Source organism: Rothia aerolata (assembly GCF_014635585.1).
Classification (GTDB): domain Bacteria; phylum Actinomycetota; class Actinomycetes; order Actinomycetales; family Micrococcaceae; genus Rothia; species Rothia aerolata.
On the sequence record NZ_BMDC01000003.1, the window covers coordinates 55,565 to 71,001 of the forward strand.

The 15,437-nt window shown below is 56.6% G+C and carries 16 protein-coding genes; 15 read left to right on the forward strand and 1 reads right to left on the reverse strand.

Translation table 11 applies throughout. The features are described 5' to 3' along the window. The first annotated feature begins 13 nt into the window (after positions 1-13). The 12 genes from folP (at position 14) to IEV00_RS08275 (ending at position 12,032) form a co-directional block, all read left to right on the forward strand. A complete protein-coding gene (folP, locus tag IEV00_RS08220; RefSeq protein WP_188359888.1) occupies positions 14-895 on the forward strand; it encodes a dihydropteroate synthase in 882 nt (293 codons plus the stop codon). A 276-nt stretch (positions 896-1,171) separates the two neighbouring features. Further along, positions 1,172-1,585: a dihydroneopterin aldolase gene (gene folB, locus IEV00_RS08225; protein WP_229723150.1), complete on the forward strand. Its 414-nt coding sequence runs from the start codon at positions 1,172-1,174 to the stop codon at positions 1,583-1,585. After that, positions 1,582-2,088 carry a 2-amino-4-hydroxy-6-hydroxymethyldihydropteridine diphosphokinase gene (gene folK, locus IEV00_RS08230; RefSeq protein ID WP_188359889.1) on the forward strand — a complete coding sequence of 169 codons (507 nt, stop codon included), beginning with the start codon at positions 1,582-1,584 and terminating at the stop codon, positions 2,086-2,088. The genes folB and folK overlap by 4 nt, the downstream gene beginning before the upstream one ends. Next, positions 2,085-2,603, forward strand: a complete 519-nt coding sequence (locus IEV00_RS08235; protein WP_188359890.1) for a DUF3180 domain-containing protein — start codon at positions 2,085-2,087, stop codon at positions 2,601-2,603. The genes folK and IEV00_RS08235 overlap by 4 nt, the downstream gene beginning before the upstream one ends. Positions 2,604-2,733: 130 nt before the next feature. Then, positions 2,734-3,297 (forward strand): PH domain-containing protein, encoded by a 564-nt coding sequence (locus IEV00_RS08240; RefSeq protein ID WP_188359891.1) that lies wholly within the window; start codon positions 2,734-2,736, stop codon positions 3,295-3,297. Beyond that, positions 3,297-4,691, forward strand: coding sequence for a PH domain-containing protein (locus IEV00_RS08245; RefSeq protein WP_188359892.1), 1,395 nt, complete (start codon positions 3,297-3,299; stop codon positions 4,689-4,691). The genes IEV00_RS08240 and IEV00_RS08245 overlap by 1 nt, the downstream gene beginning before the upstream one ends. A 75-nt stretch (positions 4,692-4,766) precedes the next feature. Next, on the forward strand, positions 4,767-5,660 hold the full coding sequence (locus IEV00_RS08250) for a Rossmann-like and DUF2520 domain-containing protein (protein ID WP_188359893.1): 894 nt from the start codon (positions 4,767-4,769) through the stop codon (positions 5,658-5,660). 39 nt (positions 5,661-5,699) lie between these two features. Then, complete coding sequence (panC, locus tag IEV00_RS08255) at positions 5,700-6,620, forward strand: pantoate--beta-alanine ligase (RefSeq protein ID WP_188359894.1); 921 nt, start codon at positions 5,700-5,702, stop codon at positions 6,618-6,620. A gap of 78 nt (positions 6,621-6,698) precedes the next feature. Next, positions 6,699-8,156: a lysine--tRNA ligase gene (gene lysS / locus IEV00_RS08260; protein WP_188360113.1), complete on the forward strand. Its 1,458-nt coding sequence runs from the start codon at positions 6,699-6,701 to the stop codon at positions 8,154-8,156. 6 nt (positions 8,157-8,162) lie between these two features. Further along, positions 8,163-8,375, forward strand: a complete 213-nt coding sequence (locus IEV00_RS08265) for an OPA3 family protein (RefSeq protein WP_188359895.1) — start codon at positions 8,163-8,165, stop codon at positions 8,373-8,375. Between the two features lie 355 nt (positions 8,376-8,730). Further along, positions 8,731-9,087: a histone-like nucleoid-structuring protein Lsr2 gene (locus tag IEV00_RS08270; RefSeq protein WP_188359896.1), complete on the forward strand. Its 357-nt coding sequence runs from the start codon at positions 8,731-8,733 to the stop codon at positions 9,085-9,087. 284 nt (positions 9,088-9,371) lie between these two features. Beyond that, positions 9,372-12,032 (forward strand): ATP-dependent Clp protease ATP-binding subunit, encoded by a 2,661-nt coding sequence (locus IEV00_RS08275; RefSeq protein ID WP_188359897.1) that lies wholly within the window; start codon positions 9,372-9,374, stop codon positions 12,030-12,032. A gap of 67 nt (positions 12,033-12,099) precedes the next feature. Here IEV00_RS08275 and IEV00_RS08280 read toward each other — a convergent pair whose 3' ends face one another. Then, the gene (locus tag IEV00_RS08280) at positions 12,100-13,749 is read right to left on the reverse strand and encodes an ATP-binding cassette domain-containing protein (RefSeq protein ID WP_188359898.1); all 1,650 of its coding nucleotides are present in this window, start codon (positions 13,747-13,749) and stop codon (positions 12,100-12,102) included. A gap of 234 nt (positions 13,750-13,983) precedes the next feature. Here IEV00_RS08280 and IEV00_RS08285 point away from each other — a divergent pair, with 234 nt between their 5' ends. The 3 genes from IEV00_RS08285 (at position 13,984) to IEV00_RS08295 (ending at position 15,379) form a co-directional block, all read left to right on the forward strand. Next, positions 13,984-14,490 (forward strand): amino-acid N-acetyltransferase, encoded by a 507-nt coding sequence (locus IEV00_RS08285; protein ID WP_188359899.1) that lies wholly within the window; start codon positions 13,984-13,986, stop codon positions 14,488-14,490. Positions 14,491-14,699: 209 nt separating this feature from the next. Then, positions 14,700-15,071: a hypothetical protein gene (locus IEV00_RS08290; protein ID WP_188359900.1), complete on the forward strand. Its 372-nt coding sequence runs from the start codon at positions 14,700-14,702 to the stop codon at positions 15,069-15,071. Continuing rightward, positions 15,071-15,379 (forward strand): hypothetical protein, encoded by a 309-nt coding sequence (locus IEV00_RS08295; protein ID WP_188359901.1) that lies wholly within the window; start codon positions 15,071-15,073, stop codon positions 15,377-15,379. Before IEV00_RS08290 ends, IEV00_RS08295 begins: the two co-directional genes overlap by 1 nt. Positions 15,380-15,437 lie beyond the last annotated feature (58 nt).

Consider the following 15,437-nt stretch of genomic DNA (forward strand, 5'->3'; position numbering starts at 1 on the left):
TACCGGTAGAACCATGAGCATTCTGCAACAGCTTCCCCAGAACCGTACCCTGGTGATGGGCATCCTCAACGTTACCCCCGATTCTTTCTCAGACGGCGGGCTCCACTACGCGCCTGAACAGGCGGTAGAACATGCCCTTGACATGGTCAAACAGGGTGCCGACCTCATCGATGTGGGCGGCGAGTCTACCCGCCCCGGCGCCGTCCGCATTAGCCCCGAAGAGGAGCAGCGGCGCATCCTGCCGGTCATCCGCGAGTTGGCGGCTCGCGGCGTCGTCATGAGCGTTGACACCATGAACGCTTCCACCGCCCGCGCGGCGGTTGAGGCGGGCGCCCACATTATCAATGACGTCTCGGGCATGAGCGTGAGCGCGGAAATGATTGAGACGGTGGCCCAACTGGGCGTGCCCTACATCCTCATGCACGCGCGAGGGGATTCGACCACGATGGATTCGAGGGCCTCCTACGAGAACACGGTGGCAGAGGTGGTGCAGGAACTAGCCGGTCTCAAACAGCGTCTGCTTGAAGCGGGTGTGAAGGAACGGAACATCATTGTTGATCCCGGTCTGGGCTTTGCCAAGGCGGGCCTGCAGGACTGGCAGCTGATTGCCGGAATCGAGGAGCTCAAAAAGCTGGGGCCGGTGCTGGTGGCGGGTTCGCGTAAGCGCTTTGTGGCTACCCTGCTCAAGAACGAGGACGAGCGCCGCACCGGTGCCGAGGTGCAGCTGCGGGATTCTGAGGGCAGGGACGTCGCCACCGCAACTATTTCTGCCTTTTCGGCCCTGCACGGGGCGTGGGGGGTTCGCGTGCATGCCGTGCGGGAAAGCGCAGATGCCATTGCAACAGTGAGTGCGATTCGGGCGGCTGAAGATGAAGCCGATTTCGCCCGGCCGTAACAAATGAGTTCTGGGTAACCTACCCGCTGTAAAGAACCAACATGCTATACGTTTGACACACAAAGTCGGTGTGTGACTTTAACCTCTCTTGCATATTTATACAGGTTGAACAATGCCCGAAAAACCGCGAAATTTAGCCTTTTGCCTGCTCCGGGCCAGTTTTAGCTGTGGAAGTCCGCACGCTGACTCTCCTCAGGTTTATGGGTAGATTGTGGTGATAATGAGAGTACCGGTAGCTACCGGTCTCAGGGTCTCAAAGAGAAAAGGAGCCTGCGAGTGACTGTAGAGAACGCGACTGTCTCAACTCACTTGAGCGAGCGATTAGCTCGGGCTGACCGTATTACGCTCACTGGCGTGGGTTGCGTGGGCTACCACGGGGTGCTGGATTCTGAGAAGCAGACCGGCCAGCCTTTCTTTGTGGACATCACCATGTTCACCGACTTTGCCAGGGCGGCAGAAACAGACGACGTGGCGCACACCGTCAACTACGCTGAGGTAGCTGAGTGCATTCGCGACGTCGTCACCGGCGAATCCCTGGATCTGATTGAGACTCTTGCCGAACGTATTGCTTCATCGGTGCTGGAACGGTTTTCAGTAATGGCGCTGGAATTGACCGTGCACAAGCCCAAGGCACCGATTGACGTGACCTTCTCGGATGTTTCGGTCACTATCTTCAGGGAGAATACATGAGTGTAAAAGCTATCTTGGCTCTGGGATCTAACCTGGGGGAGAAAGAAGATACCCTAATCAGCGCAATCGGTGATTTGTGCAGTCACGAGAAGATTGACGTGAAGAAGATTTCTCCCATTGCTATCACCGCCGCGGTGGGCGGGCCCGAGAACCAGCCCGATTTTCTGAACCTGGTGGTTGAAATTGAGACCACGCTGAGCCCCTTTGATCTGCTGCGCTACTGCCAGGAGATTGAGCTCAAACACCACCGCACCCGCGAGGTGCGCTGGGGACCTCGCACCTTAGATATTGACATTATCGAATACGCGCAGATTGAGATGGACGAGCCCGACCTCACCCTGCCTCACCCGCTGGCTGCCGAGCGTGCTTTTGTGCTGGCGCCCTGGGCTCGCATGGATCCGACCGCCCAGCTTGCCGGCGAGTCGGTGATTAAGCTGGCGGAACACGCCCATGACTACGACGGTATTCGTGAGTTCCGTGCCGCTCCGGTGGTTTGCACATGAGGTTGCTCAAGATCCGCGTGCTGATTTTGGTTTTTGTGCTGGCGCTGGCCGCCGGTGCGCTTCTCAACGGCATCAGCGTGGGGGCTGGCGGGCCGGTTTTACAGCCACCGCTTCTTTTCTTCGTTATTTCTATGGTGATTTCGGGAATTACCCTCTTCTTCGGCATGGAGGTGCGCAAGTACTCTAACCGCCAGCGCCGCAAAGACGCCAAGCTCATGGATCCGCTCTTAGCCGCCCGCACCGCCGTCTTTGCCCAGGCCTGCGCCTACACGGGGGCCGTGATGGCGGGCTGGAGCACCGCCCTGTTGGTTTTTCAGATTCCGCTTTTTGCCGCGCGCCAGCTCTGGAACCCCCTGCTTGAGGCCGGTGCCAACCTGCTGGGTGGGCTGGTGATGGTTATCGTGGGGCTGATAGTTGAGGCCTGGTGCAAAATTCCTCCCGAGGACGGCGCTGATACCGGCTCCCAGCCGGCGGTCAACTCCCGCGAAAGCCAGGGCTACGCGAGGAATGATTAGCCTTTTCTTTCTAGCCGAGAGGCCATTTTTATACCGAATTTCTGCAAAAAACGGTATAAAAGTGGCCTCTCGGCCTCAGAGGGGTCTGCTGTGCTAGCTTGGTGCTACCGCCTGATCAAAGGAGACCACCGTGGAAACCACAGAACCGCGTTTTTCCCAGACCCTGCCACCCCTTGACTTCGACGGTCGGGGAACTTCCACCATCGACCCGGCAGAGATTGACTGGAAGAGGGTTTCGCCCCGCTATGTGAAGGTGAGACTGATTTCCCGCGTCCTCTGGTCGGTTTTTTGGCTTCTTCTGGCGGCCCTGCCGCTGGTGGGTTCCAGCCTGGGCAACTGGGGCTGGCCCCTCTGGCTCACCGGAGGAATTCTTGCCCTGGTGGCAATCTGGCAAATTTGGCTGACCGTGCTGGTGCGGGGCAGGGTCAAAGCAATCGGCTACAGCGAACGCCGGGACCACCTGCTTAAGACCAACGGCGTTTTCTTTCGCAAGGTCAGGGCGATTCCCTACGGGCGAATCCAGTATGTTGATGTGACCTCGGGCCCCCTTGAATCTCGGCTGAAACTTGCCCGGGTGGTGGTCAATACTGCCTCTTCAGCATCGATTTCTATTCCCGGTCTGCCCACTGCCACCGCTGAGCAGCTGAGAGAAACCCTCACCGATCTTTCTGACGCCAAGATGGTGGGCCTCTAATGGAGAATCTTGAATTTCGCCGTGCCCACGTTCTCTCGCCCCTTGTGAATGCCTGGCTTGTTATTTTTGTGGCACTCTTCAGCTTTGGCCGGGAGTTTATTGAAAATTCAAGGCAGAGCCTGGACTATCTCACCTCAGCGCCTGAGCTTGCTGGCCCCCTCTCCTGGGTGTCATCCCTGGGTGCCCTGTGGCTACCGGTTTCCCTGCTTCTGCTCTTTGCGCTGATTCTTCTGCCCTTTTACATCGGCTGGTGGTTCTATAGCTTTGCGGTGGGGGAGAACCACGTCTACGTGAAGTCGGGGGTGCTGAACAAGACCCAGCGCCAGGTGCGCCTTGACCGCGTGCAGTCCATCGACATTAACCGCTCCCTGCTACCCCGCCTGCTGGGCCTGGCAGAGCTGAAATTCGATGTTGCAGACGGCTCCGACTCCGCCCTGGCGGTCAAGTACCTCTCGAACAGCCAGGCCCACAGCCTGCGCGCTGATTTGCTCTCGCAGGTGCGGGCCTTGAAGTCTGATGTTCAGGACGACGCCGCGGCGGCGTCCTCACCTGTACCGAGTGCTGACGAGAGCGAGGAAGAGCAGATTGTGCGGGTGCCTATCGCGCGCCTGCTGGCCTCGATGGCGCTGAACCTCTGGAACATCTTTGCCCTGCTGGTGATTGTGACCGTGGCGGTGATTTCGATGGTGACCGGCGCCAGTATCACCGGGGCGCTCTTTGCCAATTTTGCGGTGGTAGCAGGTTTTGTCTCGGCGGTCTGGAAACGCTTTAACACCGGCTATAACTTCAGGCTCTCTACCGGCCCCGACGGGCTGAAAACCCGCTTTGGATTTGCCGATACCCAGACCCAGACCGTGCCCCAGGGGCGAATTCAGAGTCTGCGTGTGGAACAGCCCTTTCTCTGGAGGATCTTTGGCTGGTACAGGGTGCAGGTTTCTCTGGCGGGTAAAGAGGCAGGCGAGAGCGTGTTTGCCGGTGAGCTGCTACCGGTGGGTACCCGCGAGGAGATTAGGCGCGTGCTCCCGCAGGTGCTTGCTGCCGAGCTCACCGATGTTCTGCTGGTGGGGATGGACGGCGCCGGGCAGGCGGGTGGCTTTGTGACCTCGCCCGACAGGGCAAAACTGTTTGACCCTCTGACCTGGCAGCGCAACGGTTTTGCCCTGCTACCCGAGGTACTGCTGGCTCGAAGCGGGCGGCTGACCAGGAATCTGGCGGTGGTGCCCCACGCCAAGATTCAGGCGCTGACCTGCGACCAGGGGCCCTGGGCGAGGCGTCGCGGCCTGGCAAACCTGACGGTGGAGACCGCAGGAGGCGGTGTGGCGCGGGTGCACCATGCCGACGCCGAGGTGGCAAGGGCACTGCTGGTGCGCCAGGCGCAACTTGCGGTGGGGTAGCGGAGCTGGCGCATCCCCGTCCGCGAGGCATGAGCCCCACCCGCGGAGCTGTGCTCTCTAGTACACTAGAGCCCAATGAACTCTTTGAAACCTGCTCGTTTAGGCATTGGTATTATCTCGGCCGGCAAGGTGGGGGCTGTGTTGGGTGCAGCCCTGCGCGAGGCTGGCCACGCTATTGTTGGCGTGCACGCTGTCTCGGAAGGTTCGCTGACCCGGGCTGAGGCGCTTCTTCCCGGGGTGCCGGTTCTACAGATTCCCGAGATTGTGGAGCGGTCAGAGGTGGTTCTTCTGGCGGTTCCCGATGATGCGCTGGAGTCTCTGATTGCTGGCATAGCAGCTACCGAAAGTGTGCAGCAGGGCCAGATTTTTATTCATACCAGTGGCAGGCACGGTGCCGGTGTGCTTGATCCGGTGCGGCAGAAGGGTGCGATTGGTCTGGCGATCCATCCGGCTATGACCTTCACGGGGCTCTCCCTCGACCTTGCCCGCCTCAAGAATACGGGCTTTGCGGTGACCGGCCCCGCCGCCTTTCTTCCGATTGCCCAGGCTTTGGTGGTTGAAATGGGCGGTGAACCGGTTATGGTGGCTGAAGGGGATCGCCCGCTGTACCACGCGGCTTTGGCCCATGCCTCAAACCACCTGGTAACTATCGCAGGCCAGGCCCAGCAGGTTCTTGCTGCGGTGGGGATTGAGAATCCCGCCCGCTACCTGGAACCCCTGTTGCGAGCTAGTGTGGATAATTCTTTGGCATCCGGCGAAAACGCGCTCACCGGGCCGGTGGCGCGCGGGGACTCCCAGAGCGTCGCCGTCCACCTGCAAGAGCTTGAAAACTTTGCAACAGAAGAGGGGGCAAAAGATATTTCCGCAGCGTATTTAGCCTTGGCAAAGGCCACTGCTACCCGCGCCCACGCCCGCGGGGCACTGACCGATGAGGCCTTGCAACAGGTTATTTCCGCTTTAGGCGAGTAGAATACTTCACGCACATACTTAGAAAGGACCGTTCAGACCGTGGCGAATAGTCCCGAAATTGTTCGATCTATCGAAGAACTTCAGCAGAAGATCCGCAAAGCTCTCAAGCATGCTAAAAAGGTTCGAGCCGAGCAGGCAACCGAGGAGTCCCCGGCAAAACAGCCCACACTGGGTTACGTTGCAACCATGGGCGCCTTCCACACCGGGCACGCAACCCTGCTCCGCCGTGCCCGCGAGCAGAACGACGTCGTCGTGGTGTCGATTTTCGTCAACCCGCTACAGTTCGGCCCCGATGAAGACTTCGACCGTTACCCGCGGGATTTGAACGCGGACGTCGCGGTGGCGGTAGAAGCCGGCGTTGATTTTGTGTTTGCGCCCTCGGTGGAGGAAATATACCCCGGCGGCAAACCGCGCATCACCGTGTTCTCGGGCGAATTGGGGCAGAAGTTTGAGGGTAAAACCCGCCCCGGTCACTTTGACGGCGCTCTGACCGTTATTAACAAGTTCTTCAACATTCTGGCACCGGCTGCCGGCCGTTGCACCCTCAACGCTTACTTTGGGCAGAAGGACGCCCAGCAGGTCTCCCTGGTGCAGCGCATGGTGGCTGATTTTAACCACTCTGTGGTGGTCAAGCCGGTGGCAATTGTGCGCGATGATAATGGCCTGGCGCTTTCCTCCCGCAACGAGTACCTCTCTGAGGAGGAACGGGAGAAGGCGCTGGTGCTCTCCCGCACCCTGGCGCTGCTGCGCGAGCAGATTCTGGGCCGCGGTATCGAGAGCCTGGATTTGCGCAGCGCTCGCGACAAGATTAACCACGCCGAGAACGTCAATCTTGACTACCTTGAGGTAGTAGACCCCACCACCTTTGAGGCACCCACCGCCGACTCCACCCGGATTCTGGCGCTGGTTGCTGCCTATGTGGGTGAAACTCGCCTCATTGACAATATGGAACTCATCTAAGAGCTTCAGAACCGTTAGGCTTTATACGTGACTAAGAATCAGAACGAGAATTCAGCAGTAGCAGACCTTTCAGAGCAGATGCAGATTCGCATGGAGAAGCGTGCGAAGCTGATTGAGTCGGGTCGTGACGCCTACCCGGTGGGCGTGCCCGTGACCCACACTATTTCTGAGGTGCGTGAAAAGTATGACGGCGCGCTGGAGGTAGACGAGGCAAGCGGCGACTTTGTGGGCGTGGCTGGTCGCGTTGTTTTCGTTCGTAACACCGGTAAGCTCTGCTTTGCTTCTCTTCAGCAGGGCGACGGCACCCGTATTCAGGCGATGATTTCTCTCAACGGCGTGGGCGAAGAGGCCCTGGTTGAGTGGAAGTCCCTGGTTGACTTGGGTGACTTTGTGTTTGTGCACGGTGAGGTTATTTCCTCCCGCCGCGGCGAGCTTTCTGTGATGGCTGATTCTTGGCAGATGGCTTCTAAGTCTCTGCGCCCCATGCCGACCCTGCACAAGGAGCTCAATGAAGAGACCCGCGTGCGCCAGCGCTACCTCGATCTCATGGTGCGCGATGAGGCTCGCCAGACCGTTATTAAGCGTGCCAAGATTACCTCTACCATTCGCCGGGTTCTTGAAGACCACGGCTACATCGAGGTAGAGACCCCCATTCTTCAGCTGGTGCACGGCGGCGCTACCGCCCGGCCCTTTGAGACCCACCTCAATGCTTTTGACCAGGATATGACCCTGCGTATCGCCACCGAGCTCTTCCTCAAGCGTGCTGAGGTGGGCGGTATTGAGCGGGTCTACGAGATTGGCCGCGTTTTCCGTAACGAGGGTATCGACTCCACCCACAGTCCCGAGTTCACCACCCTGGAATGCTATGAGGCATACGCCGATCAGTTTGTGATGGCCGAGCGCATGCAGGAAATCATTATGGCCTGCGCCGATGCCCTGGGTATTCACGAGATTGAAACCGAGGCGGGCACCATTGATTTGAAGGGGGAGTGGAAGTGGCTTTCGGTCTACCCCGGTCTCTCTGAGGCAGTGGGCGAGGAAATCACCATCGATACCCCCGCTGAGCGCCTGCGCGAAATTGCTGCCAAGCACGAGGTTCCCGTTGACCCCAAGTGGAACGAGCAGAAGCTGGTAATGGAGCTCTTCGGTGAAATCGTTGAGCCCACCCTTCTCAACCCCACCTTTGTCTACGACTACCCGCCGCTGGCCCAGCCGCTGGCCCGCCCGCACCGCGAGAAGCCCGGCGTCATTGAAGCCTGGGATCTGATTATTGGCGGCCGTGAGCGCGGCACCGCCTTCTCCGAGTTGATTGACCCGGTGATTCAGCGCCAGCGCCTCACCGAGCAGTCTCGCCTGGCTGCCGCTGGCGACGACGAGGCCATGCAGCTGGACGAGGACTTCCTGCGCGCCTTGGAACACGGTGCACCTCCCATGGGCGGTATCGGACTGGGTATCGACCGCCTGGTGATGCTCTTTACCGGCCTGGGCATTCGCGAGACCATCCTCTTCCCGCTGATGAAGCCCGAGGCAGAGTAGTTCGCTATGGATTACATCATTGCCGTTATCCCTTCTATTGCAGCCGGTCTGATTCTCTACTTCATCCTGCGTTCTATCAACCAGGCTGACCGTAAAGAACGCCGCATGAAAGAGGAGCTTCAGGCAGACGCCGAAGCCTGGTACGAAAAGGTCAAGGCCTCTGAGGGCACCCGCGACCCCTTTGGCGAAAAACCGAGCTGGGGTTCAAAGAAGTCTTAGGAAGTTTATTTAAAGGTAGGGTTTCCAGCCCGAGCGCGCTGGCCAACCTCCCTTAAACGCCAGCCCCGATGCCAGTTGGCCAGTCGCGCTCGGGCTGTCTTTGTAAACTTTTGAATAAGCCTCTAGCTAGAAAAATTATCGGAGAATCTTCTTATTCTCCGATAATTTTTTATTTATAAGATTTTGTTGCTAATATTTTGTATGACCTCATAAGATATGGAGTAAGCCTTGAGGTAGGCGGTTAACGTTTCACCGGAAAGCACTTTTGGTGCAAGACGGCGCAAGGCTGTTAAGCGGCTGACTCTGTTTTGGGTTTATCGTTTAGGTAAGAAATTTTCTATAAGGAGAATGCAGAATGGCTCAGAAAGTAAAGATCATTCTTGAAGACGATCTCGACGGCGGCCCCGCAGAAGAAACCGTGCGCTTCGGTCTTGACGGCGGCCACTACGAGATTGATCTCTCTAGCGCTAACGCGGCTCGTCTGCGCGATGCTATTCGCCCCTTTGCTGCTAAGGCCCGCCGTGTTCAGGGTGCTAACCGCACTCCCGGCCGCCCCTCAGGCGCAAAGAACACCGGCTCTGCAAAGCGTAACCCCGATACCGCGCTGATTCGCCAGTGGGCTAAGGATAACGGTTATGAGGTTTCAGACCGCGGCCGTATTCACCAGGATATTCAGGATAAGTACTATGCAGCTCAGAAGGCTAGCAACTAATCCTGAGAAAAATCTGAAAAATTGATTTTTGTAGAACCTTTTATTTCTTAGAAATTTTCGGTCTTATCTAAAAGCGAGGCCTCCCCGGTGGGAGGTCTCGCTTTATTTTTATTTCGAGTTCTATTTGCCGTGGGGCGGCAAGCTGAATCTGTCACCATAAAAGTGCCAAAAGATGCTCAGAGCGAAAGCGCCCGCTCGAGCTTTCACCTCTTGCGAACAGTGCCCTAGATAGGGCTCAACCCGCGTAGTCTTTTTTCTAACGTTAGATTTGTTAGGAGTGTTCGATGTTTGAACGATTTACCGACCGTGCGCGGCGTGTAGTGGTTCTTGCGCAGGAAGAAGCGCGCATGCTCAACCATAATTACATTGGCACCGAGCACCTGCTGCTCGGTCTGATTCATGAGGGCGAGGGCATTGCCGCTCGTGCTCTGGAATCCCTCGGTGTTAACCTCTCGGCAGTGCGCGAGCAGGTTCAGGACATCATCGGCCCCGGTCCCCAAGCGCCGTCCGGCCATATTCCCTTCACCCCGCGCGCTAAGAAGGTGCTGGAACTTTCCATGCGCGAGGCTATTCAGCTCAACCACGGCTACATCGGTACCGAGCACATTCTGCTGGGTATGGTGCGCGCGAACGAGGGCGTAGCTAACCAGGTTCTCTCCAAACTGGGCGTTGAGCCTGCCCAGGTGCGCCAGACCGTTACCGACATGATTTCCGGCTACCCCGGCAACAACGGTGAGGGCAAGGAAACCGCCGGTGTTGGCGCTGGCCAGTCCCGTGAGGGCACCCCCGCAGGTTCGGCGATTCTTGACCAGTTCGGCACCAACCTCACCGCCGCTGCCCGCGAGGGCAAGCTTGATCCGGTGATTGGTCGTCACGCCGAGATGGAGCGAGTCATGCAGGTTCTCTCCCGCCGCACCAAGAACAACCCTGTTCTTATCGGTGAGCCCGGCGTGGGTAAGACCGCCGTGGTCGAGGGTCTGGCCCAGGCTATCGTGCACAACGATGTTCCCGAGACCCTCAAAGACAAGCACCTCTACACCCTGGACATGGGCTCGCTGGTGGCAGGTTCCCGCTACCGCGGTGACTTTGAGGAACGCCTGAAGAAGGTGCTCAAGGAAATCCGTACCCGCGGCGATATCATCCTCTTTATCGACGAGATCCACACCCTGGTGGGTGCTGGCGCGGCAGAGGGCGCAATCGACGCGGCGTCCATTCTCAAGCCCATGCTGGCCCGCGGCGAACTACAGACCATCGGCGCAACCACCCTCGACGAGTACCGCAAACACATTGAGAAGGACGCCGCTCTGGAGCGCCGCTTCCAGCCCATTCAGGTGGACGAGCCCTCGCAGGCTATGGCCATTGATATTCTCAAGGGCGTGCGCGATAAGTTTGAGGCCCACCACCGGGTGACCATTACCGACGACGCTATTGAGTCAGCGGTAAACCTCTCGGCCCGCTACATTTCCGATCGCTTCCTGCCCGATAAGGCAGTGGACCTGATTGACGAGGCCGGTGCCCGCCTGCGCATCAAGCGCCTGACCGCGCCGCCGGAAATCAAGCAGCTTGAAGAGCGCATTGCCAAGCTCAAGGCGCAGAAGGAAGACGCTATCGCGAACAACGAGTTCGAGAAGGCGGCAGATCTGCGCGATAAGGAGCAGAAGCTCGTTGCTGAGAAGGACGAGCAGGAGAAGGCATGGCGCGAGAACGGCGATGCTTTCGGCGAGGTGACTCCCGATGTTATCTCCGAGGTGCTGGCAGCTTCTACCGGTGTTCCCGTTTACAAGATCACCGAAGAAGAGTCGGGCCGCCTGCTCAAGATGGAAGACGAGCTGCACAAGCGCATTATCGGCCAGGAGAATGCTATCAAGGCGCTGGCCCGCTCGATTCGCCGTACCCGTGCCGGTCTCAAGGATCCCAACCGCCCCGGCGGCTCCTTCATCTTCGCCGGCCCCACCGGTGTTGGTAAGACCGAGCTGGCTAAGGCGCTGGCGGAGTTCCTCTTCGGCGATGAGTCGGCTCTGATTACCCTCGATATGTCTGAGTACCAGGAGAAGCACACCGTTTCCCGCCTCTTCGGTGCCCCTCCCGGATACGTCGGCTTCGAAGAGGGCGGCCAGCTGACCGAAAAGGTACGCCGCAAGCCCTTCTCGGTGGTTCTCTTTGACGAGGTTGAAAAGGCCCATGCTGACCTCTTCAACTCGCTGCTGCAGATTCTTGAAGACGGCCGCCTGACCGACTCCCAGGGTCGCGTGGTGGACTTCAAGAACACCGTGATCATTATGACCACTAACCTTGGCTCCCGCGACCTGGCTCGCAAGGTGCCCGTGGGCTTCCAGTCCAGCGGCGATGTTGCTGGCGACTATGAGCGTATGCAGCACCGCGTGATGGAAGACCTCAAGGAGCACTTCCGCCCCGAGTTCCTCAACCGTGTGGACGACATCATCGTCTTCCCGCAGTTGGAGGAGAAGGAGATTCTGCAGATTGTTGATCTCTTCGTGGGTCGCCTGGCAAAGCGCCTGGCTGAGCAGGACATGAGCATTGAGCTGACCAACTCTGCCAAGGTTCTCATGGCAACCAAGGGCTACGACCCCTCTATGGGTGCCCGCCCGCTGCGCCGCGAGATGCAGAAGAACATCGAAGATGCCCTGTCTGAGAAGATTCTCTTCGGCGAGATCAAGCCGGGCGAGAAGATTACTGTGGACACCGAGGGGGAGGGCGAGCTGGCCAAGTTCACCTTCTCTTCCCAGCCCATGACCGATCTTGAGAAGTCCATGGATTTCTCCGCCTACGAGAATGAGTCTGAGGACGGCGCCGGTGCAGAACCCGAGGCCGGTGCGGCTAATGACGCCGCGGCTGCTGCGGCAGATGCCGAGGATTCCTCGAACCAGACAGACAGCTCAGCTCCCCACCTGGACCTTCCTCGCACTGACGAGAGCGGTCAGTAGGCTCTTCTAGCTCTCCTTAATGCCCGCAACCGCTTCGGTGGTTGCGGGCATTTTTGTTGAGTGGGGGCTACAGGGCTAGCTCTTGGTCAATACGAACCCGAGAACAAAAATCAGCATCATGTGAAATCAACACGAGGGAACCCTGATAGTTGGCGAGGGCGCCTACTAGCCAATCCACCGAGCTAATATCTAAATTATTGGTTGGCTCATCAAGAAGTAGCAGTTGGGGCGCTGGGTTGGATAAAAGAATTTGAGCTAAGGCCACTCTGAAACGTTCTCCACCAGAAAGTGTTGCTACCTTTGCGTTGACGGAATCACGTCTAAACAGCAGCTTCGCTAGCTGGTCACGTAAATATTGTTCTGAAGCTTCATGGTTTGCTTCAGACACAGTTTCTAGAACTGTCAGATTGTTCTTGAGTTCTATTTTCTGCGGTAGGTATCCTACCGAATCGATTCGATAGGTAACCTGATATGCAGGAGCAGGTCTACCTTTAGTACTGAGATTTTTGAGACCGGGTGTAAAAATTTCACGCATCAACGTGGTCTTGCCTGCTCCGTTGTTACCGGTGATCAGCAAATGTTCAGAACCTTGCAGAACATAAGACTCCGGTAGTTCCTCTAAAGCTTCAGAGGTTTTTTGTAATTCCAAAACTTTTCTGCCGGTGGGTAGATTGGTAGCTGAAAGGTCTAGATAGATCGTTTGATCGTCTCTCAGCAGAGTTTCAGCTGCTTGTGCCTTCGCAATCGCGGTAGACTCTGCGGAGTCCTGGGTAGATTTCAGCTTGCCTGCTGATTTCTGAGCTGAACTTTTTAGTAGTCCAGCTACCATGCCTGAGGAAACTTTATTATTTTCGGCCTTTTTATGGTTGCGACTTCTGCGATCGAGTTTTTCCTGAGTTTCAATACGATCCCGTTTTTGCTGCTTCTCCTCAGCTTTAGCCTCGGAGATTCTACGGCGAGCTACCCGTTGTTCCCCGTCGATAATTGCTCGATATGATTCAAAGTTCCCTTCAAAGAATCGTAAAGATGAAATGCCGCGGTCACTTCGTATCTCAGCAATCTCATGTACATGTGCCAACAAGTCTCGGTCATGACTAACTATCAAAGCAGGGCAGGAGAGCTTATCTAGCCGGGCTAGTAATTCCGCTTTCGATGAGGCATCGAGATTATTTGTGGGCTCATCTAAGAGAAGGAACTCAGGGTTATCTTGTAACGCTGAGAGAAGCGCTAGAGTTATTACTTCTCCGCCGGAGAAGGTCGATAGCCGTCTACACAGAAAATCTTCAGGTCGTTGACCAGCTTCTTGCGATTCGAGGGCTGGCTTAAACCCTCCGCTGGCTAGCTTCGCAACGAGGTCTTCTGCAATGGACCAGTTGTCGCCGATAATTGTGTAGAGACTTTCTGAATATTCGCCTGATTCAATCTGTTCTAGCGCGTGAAGAACCGGTGCAATACCTAATAAATCAGCTGGAGTCTTTGACGTTTGGAGAGCAATCTCTTGGGGCAAGTATCCTAAGCGCGTAGGTGCGGTAATTGAACCACTAGTGGGTTCCTCAATACCCATAATGAGTCTTAGAAGACTAGATTTTCCTGCTCCGTTATCTCCAACTAAGCCGGTAAGAGGGGCTGAGAAAGAACCGGAGATATTTTCAAGGGTGCTGGTGCCATTGGGGCGAAGAAGTGAAACGTTGTTTAAGACGATAGAAACATTAGACACGGTAGAGCAAACCTTTTGCATCGATAAGTGAAGCTGCGGCACTTTTGACCACCTGCCTGTGGGGCACTACAGCATGAACTTATGCAGAAGGTGCTGAATCCAATGTGAAACCAATCGTCGGGAACAAGACATTTTTAGGATAACAAGAAAAATCCAATAGAGATAGAGCTACCTTGCTGGTCATATACCGGAAGCGGGCGGTACTTTGGCGGTTGCAGGGGCTAGAGTGGGGTTATGACCAGCCTGACCCTCCGCCCCGCGACCGTTCACGATGTTCCTGCCATCCAGGCCCTGATTGCACCCCTGGCGGAGCAGAAAATCCTCATTGCTAAAGAGACGGTTGCCTACTATGAGGGCATCCAGGAATTTTTGGTTATCGAAGGCGAGAACCAGAAGGTTCTGGCCTGCGGTGCCCTACACGTGATGTGGCGAAACATCGCAGAGGTGAGAACCCTGGCGACTGACCCGAGAGTCCGGGGCAAGGGCCTGGGCCGAATGCTGGTTGAAGCCCTGCTAGACCGCGCCCGCACTATCGGGGTCAAAGAGGTTTTCTGCCTGACCTTTGAGGTGGACTTCTTTGAACGCATGGGCTTTGAAGTGATGAGCAACCAGAAACAGCTCGACCCCGAAATCTTTGCCGAACTGCTGCGCTCCTACGATGAGGGCGTGGCGGAATTCCTTGACCTTGCCAGGGTCAAGCCCAACACCTTGGGCAACACCCGCATGATTACTACCCTCTGATAAGTCGTGCCTCATTCGCTATAATTGTTAGCCACCTCTCATAAAATGCCGAGGCTGATTCAGAGGAGCGATAGGATTTGGCAAGATACAGAGACATTTCGAGCCTGCCATCTAAGCGTAAGAATCTTAGAGCTTTTACCGTTGCTGTACTTCTTCTGGGAGTTATTTTTCCCTTCGCTTTTTCGATGATTTTGGGCCAGTCGAGAGCTTTGAACTCGGATTCTGCGGAGCTTACCGTTGAAGTGCAGAACCGTGGAACCAACGATTCTGGCAAGCGGTGTTGGGAAGCCTCAGCAGAAACGCACGAGAAGAACGTTCTGGGTTTCAAGGTTGCTACTAATAACTTCAGGGCACAGTGGTGTGCCCTGAACGGAGAACTAACCGAGCAGGCAGGTTCCGCAACCTATCGCTCAAGGTTGCTTGGCTGGGATATGGTCAGTGCTGAAACCCACATTCAAGACTCGACCATTACGGTGGTGCAGCCCCTCAAGTACGACTTCTTAAACTTCAGCACGGGTTTTAACCGCACCGTGGAATTTACGGTGGATACCGAAGGCAATGCAAAGGCGGTGACCTACTAGTGTTCACTGAAATCAGAGAACCCAGCCAGTCAGAACCCGCTTTCCAGCGGGGTAAAAAAGCTCATCAGGAATTTGGTTTTGTGCAGGAGCACCCCGGCTTTTTTACCACTATCTGGTTCCCGCTCTTTTACCTGGTGTCTTTCTCTGGTACCGGCCTGCTTCCGCTGATAATCGCCCTGGTGGGCCTCTACAAGAACGGCCATGCTTACCCCAAAAAGTATGGCGTGTACTCGCCACTCTACTTCTGGCTCTCGGTCGCCTTCACGCTGGTGCCGTTGGTGCTCCTGGTGCTCACCATGCCGGGGTGAGTACTTATGGGGTGAAGTGAATCGGTGTGCCGCTCAGTCAACTGGCATCGGGGCTGGC

Coding starts and splice junctions, on each gene's coding strand:
- folP (WP_188359888.1), top strand. CDS start 14: ATGAGCATTCTGCAACAGCTTCCCCAGAACCGTACCCTGGTGATGGGC.
- folK (WP_188359889.1), top strand. CDS start 1,582: ATGAGTGTAAAAGCTATCTTGGCTCTGGGATCTAACCTGGGGGAGAAA.
- IEV00_RS08235 (WP_188359890.1), top strand. CDS start 2,085: ATGAGGTTGCTCAAGATCCGCGTGCTGATTTTGGTTTTTGTGCTGGCG.
- IEV00_RS08245 (WP_188359892.1), top strand. CDS start 3,297: ATGGAGAATCTTGAATTTCGCCGTGCCCACGTTCTCTCGCCCCTTGTG.
- IEV00_RS08250 (WP_188359893.1), top strand. CDS start 4,767: ATGAACTCTTTGAAACCTGCTCGTTTAGGCATTGGTATTATCTCGGCC.
- lysS (WP_188360113.1), top strand. CDS start 6,699: ATGCAGATTCGCATGGAGAAGCGTGCGAAGCTGATTGAGTCGGGTCGT.
- IEV00_RS08265 (WP_188359895.1), top strand. CDS start 8,163: ATGGATTACATCATTGCCGTTATCCCTTCTATTGCAGCCGGTCTGATT.
- IEV00_RS08270 (WP_188359896.1), top strand. CDS start 8,731: ATGGCTCAGAAAGTAAAGATCATTCTTGAAGACGATCTCGACGGCGGC.
- IEV00_RS08275 (WP_188359897.1), top strand. CDS start 9,372: ATGTTTGAACGATTTACCGACCGTGCGCGGCGTGTAGTGGTTCTTGCG.
- IEV00_RS08285 (WP_188359899.1), top strand. CDS start 13,984: ATGACCAGCCTGACCCTCCGCCCCGCGACCGTTCACGATGTTCCTGCC.